This window comes from Rhizobium sp. S152 (assembly GCF_030380735.1).
Taxonomy (GTDB): domain Bacteria; phylum Pseudomonadota; class Alphaproteobacteria; order Rhizobiales; family Rhizobiaceae; genus Rhizobium.
Genome location: NZ_JAUDRZ010000026.1, coordinates 836,579 through 849,457 on the forward strand (window position 1 = coordinate 836,579; position 12,879 = coordinate 849,457).

Genomic DNA, 12,879 nt, shown 5'->3' on the forward strand with positions numbered 1-12,879 from the left:
GTCTCGTTTCCAAATCGGCGGAACCTCCTGACGGCCAAGGCGTTACCAGCCCATCGGAAAGAAGGAGAACCGAGATGACCTTGAAGCGAAACCTTTTTCTTGCGGGTGCGATCGTTGCGGCAAGTGCCGGTCTGGCGCGTGCGGAAATGGCAGCGACGGCCGTCAACGACTTGACGATTCATGCCGGCCCGGGCACGCAATATCCATCGGTGGGTGTAGCGCCTCGTGGCTCCGAAGCCTATCTCGACGGCTGCGTCGAGGATAGTCGCTGGTGCCGTATCGACGCCAATGGCGTGCGTGGCTGGGTCTATGCCGAATATCTGCAGATGGATCAGGGCGGCGAGACCGTTATCGTTCAGGATCACCGCGCCGATCTCGGCGTACCTGTCGTGACCTATGAAACAACGGCCAGCGTCCCCGGCCCTGCGGATCCGGCTCCGGGCGACGAGCTGATCGGACCGGTCGGCTCCCCTGAAACCATCGCTCCGCCTGAAACGGTGACGACATATGTCCAGACGAATCCTGGCGAAACCGTGCGGCTTGGCGGCGACGTCGTGGTTGGCGCTCAGGTACCGGGTGACGTGACGTTCCAGGAGATTCCGGACTATCAGTACCGCTACGTGCGCATCAACGATCGCCCCGTATTGGTCGATCCGGGCTCGCGCCGCATTGTTTACGTCTACCAGTAAGCGAATGCACATCAGACACAAAGGGCGGCCATGTTGCCGCCCTTCTTGCGTGGGAGCGTCGCAGCACTTGCCTCAATCTCCCGCACGAGTTGCCATCCATTCCATTCCCCCATCGCATATGATAAACTACTGAAATTCAGACGATATCCCTGCCCTCGTCGGACGCCGGATCGCCTGTGAGGCTGGCTGTCTCCGGGAGAGACAAGCGCAGCCGGCGACCAGCGCTTGAGGAGCGCGAAGGAGGGAAAGAATGGAAACCTTGTTACCACTCATCACGCAATTGATCGCGGGCGCGATCGGCGGCAATCTGGCGAGCGGAGCGCTCAAGCAGATGGCCGTCAACACTGTCGCCCGCACCATCGCAGGCGCCGTGGGCGGCATCGGCGGCGGCATGCTGCTCACCATGTTCGGCGGAGAAGCCGGCCTTACGGGCCTGATCGCCGACGGCATTGGCGGCCTGATCGGCGGTGGCATTCTGTCGACGATCGTCGGCGCGGTTGCCGCTAAGGCGAGATAGGGTGAAAAGTGACGGCGGGGCGTGCAGCGCTCCGCCCTCGCTTTTCCAAAAGCAACCTCGAAGCCCATTCCGCCTTCACCGCCCGGTCGTTCATGATCGGGACACCTTGCCCCTTATGCACAACTCAGACCCGGATCCCTTTGCCCCGAAATGGCGCAAACCGCTAACCTATGGCCGGTGTTTCGCATTCCAGTCCGCCGGCACGCGCAACCCTGTTGATTGTTGTCCCGAATAAGGTATCCACTCAATGCAGGGGAATTTGCGCATAAAAGGGGAAACCTGCGAAGACAACCGCCTTTCTTCTGAACGGGCGGTCTCGTCGGCTTCGCAAGGCCAGGGAAAGTTACCAATCGCAAAACAGTCAATATTCCTGACATATCATGCGAGAGCTTCCCAGAACGCCGAATAGAAAGGACATGCCACATTGGCGAAACAGATCAGCCCGAAAGCCGGCAAGCCCGAGCCTTTGAAGATGCCGATGGAAAACACCGATACCATCGACTTCGACATCATCGAGCTTCTGTTCTTTTCCTACCGCGATTTCGTGTCCGATCCGGACGCCATCCTCGCCGAAAGCGGCTTCGGCCGGGCGCATCACCGCGTGGTGCATTTCGTTAACCGCAACCCGGGCATGACCGTTGCCGATCTCCTGGATACATTGAAGATAACCAAGCAGAGTCTCGCAAGGGTACTCAAACAACTGATTGATTCGGGGTATATTCGTCAGGTTGCGGGGCCGGAGGACAGACGGCAACGCAAGCTTTATCCGACCAAGACAGGGCGCGAACTGGCCTTTGCATTGGCAGAGCCGCAATCGCGCCGTATTGAGAGAGCATTCGACGGGGCTTCGCCGGAGGTGCGGGAGGGCGTAAAATCCTTCCTGCAGGGCATGCGGAACAGGTAAATTCGAAAGCGGACGGAATGACGCCAAAGACAGTGATCTCGGACGATGCTGCGCATCTGCTTGTTGTCGACGACGACACGCGTATCCGCGCCCTGCTCAATCGCTATCTGAGCGAGAACGGCTTTCGCGTGACCGTTGCCGCCGATGGCGCCGAGGCCAAGCGCAAGCTGGCGGGGCTCGACTTCGACCTGATCATCATGGACGTCATGATGCCCGGTGAGACCGGCGTGGAGGTGACCAAGCACCTGCGCACCATCAAGAACGTGCCGATCATCATGCTGACGGCGCTTGCCGAATCCGGCAGCCGCATCTCCGGCCTTGAGGCCGGCGCCGACGATTATCTGGCTAAACCCTTTGATCCGCGCGAGCTCGTCCTGCGCATCAACAACATCCTGCGCCGCAATGCTTCCACCGATGCGCCGAAGATCGAGCAGGTCATGTTCGGACCCTATACCTTCTCGCTGACGCGCAGGGAGCTGAAGAAGGCGTCCGAGATCGTGCGTTTGACCGATCGCGAACAGGAAATCATGCTGCTCTTCGCCCGCCGCGCCGGCGACACCATTCCGCGCCATGAACTCATCGGCAACGATGTCGATGTCGGCGAGAGGACGATCGACGTCCAGATCAACCGGCTACGCCGTAAAATCGAGGACGATCCCGCAAATCCGGTCTGGCTACAGACGGTGCGTGGTATAGGATACCGGTTGAGCATCGATTGAAAGCCCCAACCCAGGACCAGACGATCAGATGGTGACCTTCGATTTCATTCGGCGCGACGACCGCTCGCCGGGCTACGGCTGGCGCGGATTTACCCGATGGCTGCGGCACCGCCTGCCCAAGGGCCTTTATGTCCGTTCACTCCTCATCATCATCATCCCGATGCTGCTCCTGCAATCGGTCGTCGCCGCCCTTGTCATGGAACGGCACTGGCAGATGGTCACGCAGCGGCTATCCATGGCCGTCACCCGCGACATCGCCTCCGTTATCCAGATTATCCAGACTTATCCGCAGGATACCGACTACACAGACATCACGCGCATCGCCCGCGAGCAGATGGGCCTGCAGATCTCGGTGGAGCCGGATGGCGACCTGCCGCCGCCGCGCATCAAGCCCTTCTTCTCGATTCTCGACGGCATTCTGAGCGACGAGATCAGCGACCAGATCAAGCGCCCCTACTGGATCGATACCGTCGGCGATTCAAACCTTGTCGAGATCAGGATCAAGCTTGATGACAAGATCCTGCGGGTACTTGCCAAGCGCAGCCAAACCTATGCGTCCAACACCCATATCTTCATCGTCTGGATGGTGGGCGCCTCGCTGGTGCTGATCGGCATCTCGATTCTCTTCCTGCGCGGCCAGATCCGGCCGATCCTGTCGCTGGCCGATGCCGCGGAAAGCTTTGGCAAGGGCCAGAAGGCAGAGAGCTTCCACCCGCGCGGCGCCGACGAGGTTCGCCGCGCCGGCCTTGCCTTCATTCTCATGCGCGAACGCATCGAGCGCCAGATCGAGCAGCGCACGGCGATGCTGACAGGCGTCAGCCACGACCTGCGCACCATCCTTACCCGCTTCAAGCTGCAGCTGGCACTGGCCGGCGACAATCCCGATCTGCAGGGTCTGAGCGACGATGTCGACGATATGCAGTCCATGCTCGAAGCCTACATGGCCTTCGCCCGCAACGAGGTGGAGGAAGATGTCGGCGAAGTCCGGCTGAGCGACATTCTCGCCAAGGTCGAGGCCGATTTCACGCTTCATGACGGCAAGGCGCTGACCTATTCGATCGAAGGCAACGACGACATCTCCGTCCGCCCCAACGCGTTCACCCGCCTCGTCACCAACCTCGCCTCGAACGCCCGCCGCTATGCCCGCACGCTCAACATCGACGCCAAGCACGGCGCCAAGTGGCTGACCATCACCTTCGATGATGACGGCCCCGGCATTCCGGAAAAAAATCGCGAGGACGTGTTCAAACCCTTCTTCCGTCTCGATGAGGCGCGCAACCTCGACGCCTCGGGGACGGGGCTCGGCCTTGCCATCGCCCGCGACATCGCCCGCAGTCACGGGGGCAACGTTACCCTCGGCGACAGCCCGCTCGGCGGCCTGCGGGCCACCATCCGCATTCCAGCGTGATCACATGATCTTCTTGCCGTTAGGCACCGGTTTGTCGGAAGCAGCCAGCACGATGGCGCCCGCCTCGTCCTCGAAACCGAGTGTCAGCACCTCGGAGCGGAACGGGCCGATCTGGCGCGGCGGGAAATTCACGACCGCGAGCACCTGCCGGCCGACGAGATTCTCCAGCGTGTAGTGAACCGTAATCTGCGCCGAGGACTTTTTCACGCCGATCTCGGGTCCGAAATCGATCAGCAGCTTGAAGGCCGGCTTGCGCGCCTCGGGAAAAGGATGGGCCTCGATAACAGTGCCGACGCGGATATCGACGCGCTCGAAGTCGCTATAGGTGATTTCTTCGCTCATCGGATCAAAACTCTAGCCGGCCAACTCTTCGGCCCGCTTGCGAGCAGCCGCCAGAGCCTTGTCGAACAACGGCTGCATCGCATCGTCAGCCATCAATACGGAAAGTGCCGCGGCCGTCGTGCCTCCCGGAGAGGTCACATTCTCTCGCAGGCGCGAAGCGTCGTCGGGGGACTGGTGCAAAAGCTCACCAGCCCCCGCGACCGTTTCCCGTGCAAGGCGCATGGCAAGGTCCGCCGGCAGGCCAAGTTTACGGCCTGCTTCTGCCATACACTCGACGAGATAAAACACATAGGCCGGACCGCTGCCCGATAATGCCGTGACGGCATCGATATCGGCTTCGGTCGCGACCCACTCGACAGGACCCGACACACGCAGGAGAGAATCGACGCGCTGGCGCTGTTCAGCGCTGACGCGTGCATTGGCAAAGGCGCCGGTCACGCCACGGCCGACCATGGCGGGCGTGTTCGGCATGGCCCGGACCATCGCGGCCTGGCCGAGATGCGTCTCCAGAAAGCCGAGCGTCTTGCCGGCGGCAACCGAGACGACGACCGTATCGTCGCCGACGGTCGCCTTGACCGGCGGCAGCACCGTCTCCATCACCTGCGGCTTTACCGCAAGAAACAGAACACCAGCCTTGAGATCCGCCGGCGCGGACGTGACATGCGTGGCCCCTGCTTCGTTGATCGCGGCCATCATCTTCTCGGACGGGCCGGGATCGATGACGACGACGGACGAGCCGGGGACGCCGTTCTTCAGCCAGCCGGAAAGCATGGCGCCGCCCATGTTGCCGGCGCCGACGAGAACGATCGAACCTGAGGCCGCAGCAGACATTTACGCCTCGCCCACGGTTTCGAAGAGGACCGCTTCGAGCGCACGATTGGCGTCCATGCCGGACCAGATCACGAACTGGAATGCCTGATAGTAGGCCTCGCAGGTATCGAGCGCGCTGGCGAGCAGCACTTCTACCTGGCGATTGGTAGGCTCGGCGCCGCCGGCGAGAAGCAGCGACTGCCGGAAGATGATCACGTCTTCCTGGCGCCATACGTCGAAGTGCCCCATCAGCACCTGGCCGTTGATGCCGGCCAGCAGCTTGGTCACCTCGTTCATTCTGAGATCGGGAATTTTCACATCGAAGGCGCAGCCGAGATGCAGCGCCTCGAACTCTTCCATCCAGGAAAATGAAACGTGGTAGTCGGTCCACTTGCCTTCGACCGTCATTGCGATTTCGTCATCGCCCGACCGCTCGAAAGCCCAGTCGTTGTTGGCGGCGACGTACTCGATCATATCGACCGGGTTCGACTGACGCTCGACTTCCAATTCCATGAGGCTCATGCAGCACCTTCTTGACCGGAGTGAATACGTACCGACTTGGTCAACGACGACACAAGGAGAACATACGCAACGACCGGAAACCACCAACCCAGATGACCCGTTGAACCACTACCAGACTGACGCGACTACCCTGTCCGGAGCTTACCAACTGTTCGAATCATCATTTAAAATCAGTGTATAACGGGCATGCCGACACGCCAGCCCCTTTAGCCCGTTTTAGGGAACGGCACTGTGGAAAGGTGTTGGCAACAAGATTCAGAAGGAGGGTTTAAACGACTCTGCCCATTGGCTTTTTTGGCAGTGTCCACAGGTGGATAAGCTCACCCGTATTTTAGAGCGTTGCCGCGGCGTGTCGCATAAAGGACACACCGCGAGCTGTGTCGGATCGGGAATTACTTGCCCTTGGCGGCAAGCTTGGCTTCCAGTGCCTCGATGCGCGCGAGCAGAGCGTCGTTTTCGTCGCGGGCCTTGATCGCCATTTCGCGGACGACTTCGAATTCCTCGCGCTTGACGACATCCATGCTGTTCAGCCAGCGCTCGGCCTGGGCGCTGAAAGCCGTTTCGACTTCCTTGCGCACGCCCTGCGCCGCGCCGGCGGCATCCGTCATAAGTTTGGCGAATTCGTCCATGATGCGGTTGGCTCCAGTCGTCATGGCGGCCTTCTCCTTGGTCGTGGTGATTGATCCTGCGGCCCTACGGGCCCTCTGGAATTGAGGTAGGGCCTTGCCGCCGCAGATGCAAGCGCTTTGCACTGGATAAGCCGCCGCTGCATCAGCGGTTGCGAACAATCGACTTGACCACCCCCGCTACCGCCGCCATCTTCCGCAACCGAAAAACATCCCGCGCCATAAAAAAGCGCGGGTGAAACGCTTCAACACTTTGAATCTGCGCATCGCTTGCGGCTCGATCGAACCGGAAAGCATGCGCCAGCGGATGAGAAAACCTTGCCGACAGTAGCCAATCTCCTGGCGATCATGCCGTTCCCGAATATCGATCCGATCGCCTTTTCGATCGGACCGCTGGCCGTTCACTGGTACGGCCTGGCCTATGTCGCAGGCATCATGCTCGGCTGGTACTACGCCCGCCTCATCGCCGGCAACGACAGCCTGTGGCCGGGCAATCAGTCGCCGATCACCAAGGCCCAGCTCGACGACTTCATCGTCTGGGTCGCGCTCGGCATCGTGCTCGGCGGCCGCATCGGCTATATCCTGTTCTACGATCTCGGCGCCATCATCGAGAACCCGATCCGCGCCATCCAGATCTGGAACGGTGGCATGTCCTTCCATGGCGGCCTGACGGGTACCACGATCGCCATGCTGATCTTCGCTCGCCGCAATTCCATTCCGATCTGGAGCCTGTTCGACATCGTCGCCGCCGTCGTGCCGATCGGCCTGTTCTGCGGCCGCATCGCCAATTTCATCAATGGCGAATTGTGGGGCCGCCTCACGGACGTTCCGTGGGCGGTGGTCTTCCCGACCGGCGGCCCCTTCGCCCGTCATCCGAGCCAGCTTTACGAGGCGGGCCTCGAAGGCGTCGTGCTCGTCCTCGTGCTGGCTTTGATGATCTATGTCTTGCGCGCCCTGAAGACCCCCGGCTTCATCTCCGGCGTCTTCGTCTGCGGCTATGCCATGTCGCGCATCTTCGTCGAGTTCTTTCGTGAACCGGATGCCCAGCTCGGATACTTGCTGGGCACCAACTGGCTGACCATGGGCATGGTGCTCTCGTCGCCAATGATCCTGCTGGGCATATGGGCCATGGTTCGCGCCCGCCGTCAGATTGCCGTTCAGAACTGATCGCGGCGACAGGAGGCATCGCATGACCACCGCACTTGGTGAAAAGATCAAGACGATCATCCAGGCGAACGGGCCGATCAGCGTCACGGATTTCTTCTCGCTCTGCCTCGCGGATCCGGAATACGGCTACTACCGCACGCGCGAACCTTTCGGCCGCGCCGGCGATTTCGTCACCGCGCCCGAGGTCAGCCAGCTTTTCGGCGAGATGATCGGCGTCTTCGTGGTCCATGCATGGCAGCGCCACGGCACGCCCTCGGGCGCGCGCCTCGTCGAGATCGGTCCCGGCCGTGGCACGATGATGTCGGACATGCTGCGCGTCATCTCGCGCCTCGCGCCGCCGCTTTTCGAAAGCATGACCATCCATCTGGTCGAAACCAGCGAGCGCCTGCGCGACATCCAGAAGGAAGCGCTTTCCCAATACGGCGGCAAGATCGCCTGGCACGAGGACTTCGACGACGTGCCGCCCGGCTTCGTGCTGGTGGCCGCCAACGAGCTGTTCGACGCGATCCCGATCCGCCAGTTCGTCAAGACAGCGACCGGCTTTCGCGAGCGCATGGTCGGCCTCGACGCCAATGACGAACTGTCCTTCGGCGTCGGCGTCGCCGGCATCGATCCGGCACTACTGCCGGATCAGGCGCAGACCATGCCGGTCGGCACCCTCTTCGAGATCTCGCCTGCCCGCCAGTCGGTCATGCTGGCGCTCTGCAACCGGTTGAAGGCATTCGGCGGCACTGCGCTGGCGATCGACTACGGCCACCTCGTCACCGGCTTCGGCGACACGCTGCAGGCCGTTCGCATGCACGAGTTCGACCCGCCGCTCGCCCATCCCGGCGAAGCGGATCTCACCAGCCATGTCGACTTCCAGGCGCTCTCGGAAACCGCGACGGCATCGGGCCTCCACGTCAACGGCCTGCTGCACCAGGGCGACTTTCTGGTCGGCCTCGGCATCCTCGAACGCGCCGCCGCCCTCGGCCGCGACCACACCGCCCACACGCAGGGCATCATCCAGACGGCCGTCGATCGGCTCGCCGGCGAAGGTGAAGGCCGCATGGGCCAGCTCTTCAAGGTCATGGCGGTCTCGAGCCCCGCGGTCGACCTGATGCCATTCCGGCCGGTGGATTGACAGAGCGCGCGCTGCCGGGTCAACATCCGGCCTCTATCGACACTGCTTCGAAAGCGAAGCCTCAAGCCAATTCGATTGGATCTCGGAACTTTTTGATGACAGATGCGGTATCTCCAGCACCGATCCAGAGCGCGCTGCTGAACGAAGCGACCGGAAGTGCGATCATGCATGGCTATTTCACCCGTGAAGGCGGCGTTTCCGACGGCATCTATCGCGGCCTCAATGTCGGCCTCGGCTCGAACGACGACCGCGAAAAGGTGAGCGAGAACCGCCGCCGCGTCGCCAACTGGTTCGACCTGCCGGTCGAGCGCCTCGCCACCGTGCACCAGGTCCATTCTCCGGATGCGATCGTCGTCGACGGCTCATATGACGGCACGCGCCCGCCAGCCGATGCGCTGGTGACGGCAACTCCCGGCATCGCGCTTGGCGTGCTTGCCGCCGATTGCGGCCCGATCCTCTTCGCCGATCCCGAAAACCGCGTCATCGGCGCTGCACATGCCGGCTGGAAGGGCGCGCTGACCGGCGTTCTCGAAAACACCATCGAGGCGATGGAAGGCCTTGGCGCGAGGCGCGAGACAATCGTCGCCTGCCTGGGACCGTCGATCAGCCAGGCGAGCTACGAGGTCGGCCCCGAATTCGTCGAACGCTTTCTTGGCGAGGACCCGTCCTACAAGCGCTACTTCGTGGCTTCGGCAAAGCCGGGACACGCCATGTTCGACCTGCCCGCGCTGACTGTCGCTCGACTGCGCGCAGCCGGCGTGCGCGCCGAAAGCCTCGGCGTCTGCACCTATCCCGACAGCGAGCGCTTCTTCTCCTACCGCCGCACGACACACAACCAGGAGCCGGACTATGGCCGGCAGATTTCAGCGATTGCCATAAGGGAGACCTGACCGCTATGGCCCTCCACTTCGACAGACCCGAATTCGCCGCCCGCCTTTCTCGCCTCACCGACCAGATGCGCGAGGAAAAGCTCGACGCCGTCCTGCTGTTTGCTCAGGAAAGCATGTACTGGCTGACCGGCTACGACACCTTCGGCTACTGCTTCTTCCAGACGCTCGTCGTCAAGGCAGATGGAACGATGGCGCTGATCACCCGCTCGGCGGACCTGCGCCAGGCCAAGCAGACCTCGATCCTCGACAACATTCATATCTGGGTCGATCGGGTCAACGCCGACCCGACCCTTGATCTCAAGAACCTATTGGTCGAGATGGATCTGCTCGGCGCCCGCATCGGCGTCGAATACGACACACACGGCATAACTGGCCGCGTCGCCCGCCTGCTCGACGCGCAGTTGATGACCTTTGGCCAGATCGTCGACGCCTCCTACCTCGTCAGCCGCCTGCGGCTGGTGAAAAGCCCGGCCGAGATCGCCTATGTCGAACGCGCGGCGGCGCTGGCCGACGACGCGCTCGACGCAGCGATCGCGCTCACGAAGGCCGGCGCCGACGAGGCCGATATCCTGGCCGCCATGCAGGGGGCCGTCTTTGCCGGCGGCGGCGATTATCCCGCCAACGAATTCATCATCGGCTCGGCCGAAGACGCCCTGCTCTGCCGCTACAAGGCCGGCCGCCGCAAGCTTGATGCCAATGATCAGCTGACGCTCGAATGGGCCGGCGTCTATGCCCATTATCACGCCGCCATGATGCGCACGATCGTCGTCGGCGAGCCGAGCTACCGCCACCGCGAGCTCTACAATGCCTGCCTTGAGAACATTCAGGCCATCGAGACCGTGCTCAAGCCTGGCCATACCTTCGGCGATGTGTTCGATGTGCACGCCAGGATCATGGACGAACGCGGCCTCTCCCGGCACCGGCTGAACGCCTGTGGCTACTCGCTCGGCGCCCGCTTCGCCCCATCCTGGATGGAGCACCAGATGTTCCATGTCGGCAATCCGCAGCCGATCGAGCCGGGCATGTCGCTGTTCGTCCACATGATCATCATGGATTCCGACAGCGGCACCGCAATGACCCTTGGCCAGACCTATCTGACCACGGCGGACGCGCCGCGCAGCCTCTCGCGCCACGCGCTCGACTTGATCGTCGCCTGATCCGGCCACCCTTAAGAATCCGGAATTGACACGACACGGCCCCGACCGCCATAAGGTGATCGGGGCTCATTGATGCATGCGGAAGGACGAAAAGAGGGATGACGCGATTTGCGACAGCGCCCACGCTCCTGACCTGCCTTGCCCTGCTTTCCGCCTGCAACACCACCGACGCGCTGATCCCCCAGGTCGATATCGGCGACACATCGAGCACGATCCGCTCCTCCTCCCCCGTCACCCAAGGTGATGCCGAGCGCATGGCAGGTGCCGCGCCGCGCCAGCAAACCTTCGCGACGCCGAAACAGAACGGCTACCATCCGGCCTACGACCAGCAGGAATATATGCGCGCCGGCCCCGGCACGCCGCCGACGACGATGGAGGCCCAGGCCCGCGCGCTCGATGGCCCGGCGCGCAGCCGCGCCTCCGCCCCCTCGATCGAAAGCCAAGACCTGCCCGAGCCGGTGTCGAACGCCCAGGCCGAGGAAGAGGACATGGCGGCAGCCGACCGTCCGCGCGCACCGCGCCGGACCGAGACCGCCTCGCTCGCCAAATCTCCCTCTCGTGGAACGACGGTTCGCTTCCTGCCGATCATCGGGGCACCGGTGCAGGCCGTCACGCCCCTTTCGCGACAGTTGGGGAGCGAGGCGCGCGCGCATGGCCTTTCCATCAAGAGCTCGAACGACAACAGCAGCGCCTATATCCTGAAGGGATATCTTTCCGCCTTTTCCGATAACGACAAGGTGACGATCGTCTATGTCTGGGACGTGCTCGACAATGGCGGCGCGCGGCTTCACCGGATCCAGGGACAGGAAAGCGTGCCGTCCGCGGCGCAGGACCCATGGGCGGCGGTTCCCGCTTCGGTGATGCAGCAGATAGCATCGAAAACGATCGACGAGTTCTCCTCGTGGCGGGAGAGCAGCGGTGGTTAAGCCACAGGCTTTTTACAAATATGGAAGCATGTGGCGCCTTTGCGCTTGCATTCAGGACGAAGCTGGCTAAAAAGCGCGGCTATCAGCAGGTAACAGGCGGACCAAGATGAAGGTTTTCGCAGGCAATTCGAACCGGCACCTCGCCGAAGCGATCTGCAACTATCTCAACGTGCCCTTGGGCAAAGCCAGTGTCAGAAGATTTGCCGACCAGGAAATCTTCGTGGAAATCCAGGAGAACGTCCGCGGCGAGGACGTCTTTCTTGTGCAATCCACCGCGTTTCCGGCAAACGACCATTTGATGGAACTGCTGATCATGATCGACGCGATGCGCCGATCCTCAGCCCGCCGCATCACGGCCGTTCTTCCCTATTTCGGCTATGCCCGCCAGGACCGCAAGCCCGGTCCGCGCACGCCGATCTCGGCCAAGCTCGTCGCCAACCTGATCACCGAAGCCGGCGCCGATCGCGTTCTCACGCTCGACCTGCACGCCGGACAGATCCAGGGCTTCTTCGATATCCCGACCGATAACCTCTATGCCGTGCCGATCCTGACGCGCGACATCAAGGCGAACTACGATATCAGCAACGTCATGGTGGTTTCGCCCGACGTTGGCGGTGTCGTGCGCGCCCGCTCGGTCGCCAAACGCCTCGACTGTCTGCTGGCGATCGTGGACAAGCGCCGTGATCGCCCGGGTGAATCCGAAGTCATGAACGTCATCGGTGACGTCACCGGCAAGGACTGCATTCTGGTCGACGACATCGTCGATTCCGGCGGCACCCTCGTCAACGCTGCCGAAGCGCTGCTGAAGAACGGCGCGACCAGCGTCACCGCCTATATCACGCATGGCGTGCTGTCGGGCGGCGCCGTGACCCGCGTCACCTCTTCCAAGCTGCGCGAACTCGTCATCACGGACTCGATCCAGCCGACGACGGCCGTTCAGTCCGCGCACAATATTCGCGTCGTCAGCACGGCGAGCCTGATCGGCGAAGCCATCAACCGCACGAGCCAGGAAGAGTCCGTCTCCAGCCTGTTTGACTGACGCTGCGAAATTCCTCAAGGATTTCATCTTTCTCGACGAA

15 protein-coding genes are annotated in these 12,879 nt (G+C 62.1%); 11 read left to right on the forward strand and 4 right to left on the reverse strand.

Translation table 11 applies throughout. The features are described from left to right. The first annotated feature begins 74 nt into the window (after positions 1-74). The 5 genes from QTL95_RS23195 (at position 75) to QTL95_RS23215 (ending at position 4,237) form a co-directional block, all read left to right on the forward strand. Positions 75-689 carry a DUF1236 domain-containing protein gene (locus tag QTL95_RS23195; RefSeq protein ID WP_289722235.1) on the forward strand — a complete coding sequence of 205 codons (615 nt, stop codon included), beginning with the start codon at positions 75-77 and terminating at the stop codon, positions 687-689. Positions 690-939: 250 nt separating this feature from the next. Continuing rightward, entirely contained in the window at positions 940-1,206 is a 267-nt protein-coding gene (locus QTL95_RS23200; RefSeq protein ID WP_289722236.1) for a hypothetical protein, read from the forward strand. Positions 1,207-1,678: 472 nt separating this feature from the next. Then, positions 1,679-2,110: a MarR family winged helix-turn-helix transcriptional regulator gene (locus QTL95_RS23205; protein WP_442981345.1), complete on the forward strand. Its 432-nt coding sequence runs from the start codon at positions 1,679-1,681 to the stop codon at positions 2,108-2,110. A gap of 17 nt (positions 2,111-2,127) precedes the next feature. Beyond that, complete coding sequence (locus tag QTL95_RS23210; RefSeq protein WP_289722238.1) at positions 2,128-2,829, forward strand: response regulator; 702 nt, start codon at positions 2,128-2,130, stop codon at positions 2,827-2,829. 28 nt (positions 2,830-2,857) lie between these two features. Then, positions 2,858-4,237 carry an ATP-binding protein gene (locus tag QTL95_RS23215; RefSeq protein WP_289722239.1) on the forward strand — a complete coding sequence of 460 codons (1,380 nt, stop codon included), beginning with the start codon at positions 2,858-2,860 and terminating at the stop codon, positions 4,235-4,237. Here the strand turns inward: QTL95_RS23215 and QTL95_RS23220 are convergent, their stop codons facing one another. The 4 genes from QTL95_RS23220 to QTL95_RS23235 form a co-directional block, all read right to left on the reverse strand. Beyond that, positions 4,238-4,579, reverse strand: coding sequence for a tRNA-binding protein (locus QTL95_RS23220; RefSeq protein ID WP_289722240.1), 342 nt, complete (start codon positions 4,577-4,579; stop codon positions 4,238-4,240). A gap of 12 nt (positions 4,580-4,591) precedes the next feature. Further along, on the reverse strand, positions 4,592-5,410 hold the full coding sequence (gene proC, locus QTL95_RS23225; RefSeq protein ID WP_289722241.1) for a pyrroline-5-carboxylate reductase: 819 nt from the start codon (positions 5,408-5,410) through the stop codon (positions 4,592-4,594). Next, entirely contained in the window at positions 5,411-5,911 is a 501-nt protein-coding gene (locus tag QTL95_RS23230; RefSeq protein WP_289722242.1) for a YbjN domain-containing protein, read from the reverse strand. Between the two features lie 392 nt (positions 5,912-6,303). Further along, entirely contained in the window at positions 6,304-6,564 is a 261-nt protein-coding gene (locus QTL95_RS23235) for an accessory factor UbiK family protein (protein WP_289722243.1), read from the reverse strand. 291 nt (positions 6,565-6,855) lie between these two features. Between QTL95_RS23235 and lgt the strand changes: the two genes are divergently transcribed. From lgt to QTL95_RS23265, 6 genes are all read left to right on the forward strand, one after another. Next, positions 6,856-7,704 (forward strand): prolipoprotein diacylglyceryl transferase, encoded by an 849-nt coding sequence (gene lgt / locus QTL95_RS23240; RefSeq protein WP_289722244.1) that lies wholly within the window; start codon positions 6,856-6,858, stop codon positions 7,702-7,704. A gap of 22 nt (positions 7,705-7,726) precedes the next feature. Then, complete coding sequence (locus QTL95_RS23245; RefSeq protein WP_289722245.1) at positions 7,727-8,827, forward strand: class I SAM-dependent methyltransferase; 1,101 nt, start codon at positions 7,727-7,729, stop codon at positions 8,825-8,827. A 95-nt stretch (positions 8,828-8,922) separates the two neighbouring features. Beyond that, entirely contained in the window at positions 8,923-9,717 is a 795-nt protein-coding gene (gene pgeF / locus QTL95_RS23250) for a peptidoglycan editing factor PgeF (RefSeq protein ID WP_289722246.1), read from the forward strand. A gap of 5 nt (positions 9,718-9,722) precedes the next feature. Then, the gene (locus QTL95_RS23255) at positions 9,723-10,874 is read left to right on the forward strand and encodes a M24 family metallopeptidase (RefSeq protein WP_289722247.1); all 1,152 of its coding nucleotides are present in this window, start codon (positions 9,723-9,725) and stop codon (positions 10,872-10,874) included. A 98-nt stretch (positions 10,875-10,972) separates the two neighbouring features. Beyond that, on the forward strand, positions 10,973-11,800 hold the full coding sequence (locus QTL95_RS23260) for a hypothetical protein (RefSeq protein ID WP_289722248.1): 828 nt from the start codon (positions 10,973-10,975) through the stop codon (positions 11,798-11,800). A 106-nt stretch (positions 11,801-11,906) separates the two neighbouring features. Beyond that, positions 11,907-12,839, forward strand: a complete 933-nt coding sequence (locus tag QTL95_RS23265; protein WP_289722249.1) for a ribose-phosphate pyrophosphokinase — start codon at positions 11,907-11,909, stop codon at positions 12,837-12,839. Positions 12,840-12,879: the final 40 nt, after the last annotated feature.

Excerpts from the sequence above, each read along its gene's own strand:
- QTL95_RS23195 (WP_289722235.1), top strand. The coding sequence starts at position 75 with ATGACCTTGAAGCGAAACCTTTTTCTTGCGGGTGCGATCGTTGCGGCA.
- QTL95_RS23200 (WP_289722236.1), top strand. The coding sequence starts at position 940 with ATGGAAACCTTGTTACCACTCATCACGCAATTGATCGCGGGCGCGATC.
- QTL95_RS23205 (WP_442981345.1), top strand. The coding sequence starts at position 1,679 with ATGCCGATGGAAAACACCGATACCATCGACTTCGACATCATCGAGCTT.
- QTL95_RS23210 (WP_289722238.1), top strand. The coding sequence starts at position 2,128 with ATGACGCCAAAGACAGTGATCTCGGACGATGCTGCGCATCTGCTTGTT.
- QTL95_RS23215 (WP_289722239.1), top strand. The coding sequence starts at position 2,858 with ATGGTGACCTTCGATTTCATTCGGCGCGACGACCGCTCGCCGGGCTAC.
- QTL95_RS23220 (WP_289722240.1), bottom strand. The coding sequence starts at position 4,579 with ATGAGCGAAGAAATCACCTATAGCGACTTCGAGCGCGTCGATATCCGC.
- proC (WP_289722241.1), bottom strand. The coding sequence starts at position 5,410 with ATGTCTGCTGCGGCCTCAGGTTCGATCGTTCTCGTCGGCGCCGGCAAC.
- QTL95_RS23230 (WP_289722242.1), bottom strand. The coding sequence starts at position 5,911 with ATGAGCCTCATGGAATTGGAAGTCGAGCGTCAGTCGAACCCGGTCGAT.
- QTL95_RS23235 (WP_289722243.1), bottom strand. The coding sequence starts at position 6,564 with ATGACGACTGGAGCCAACCGCATCATGGACGAATTCGCCAAACTTATG.
- QTL95_RS23245 (WP_289722245.1), top strand. The coding sequence starts at position 7,727 with ATGACCACCGCACTTGGTGAAAAGATCAAGACGATCATCCAGGCGAAC.
- pgeF (WP_289722246.1), top strand. The coding sequence starts at position 8,923 with ATGACAGATGCGGTATCTCCAGCACCGATCCAGAGCGCGCTGCTGAAC.
- QTL95_RS23255 (WP_289722247.1), top strand. The coding sequence starts at position 9,723 with ATGGCCCTCCACTTCGACAGACCCGAATTCGCCGCCCGCCTTTCTCGC.
- QTL95_RS23260 (WP_289722248.1), top strand. The coding sequence starts at position 10,973 with ATGACGCGATTTGCGACAGCGCCCACGCTCCTGACCTGCCTTGCCCTG.
- QTL95_RS23265 (WP_289722249.1), top strand. The coding sequence starts at position 11,907 with ATGAAGGTTTTCGCAGGCAATTCGAACCGGCACCTCGCCGAAGCGATC.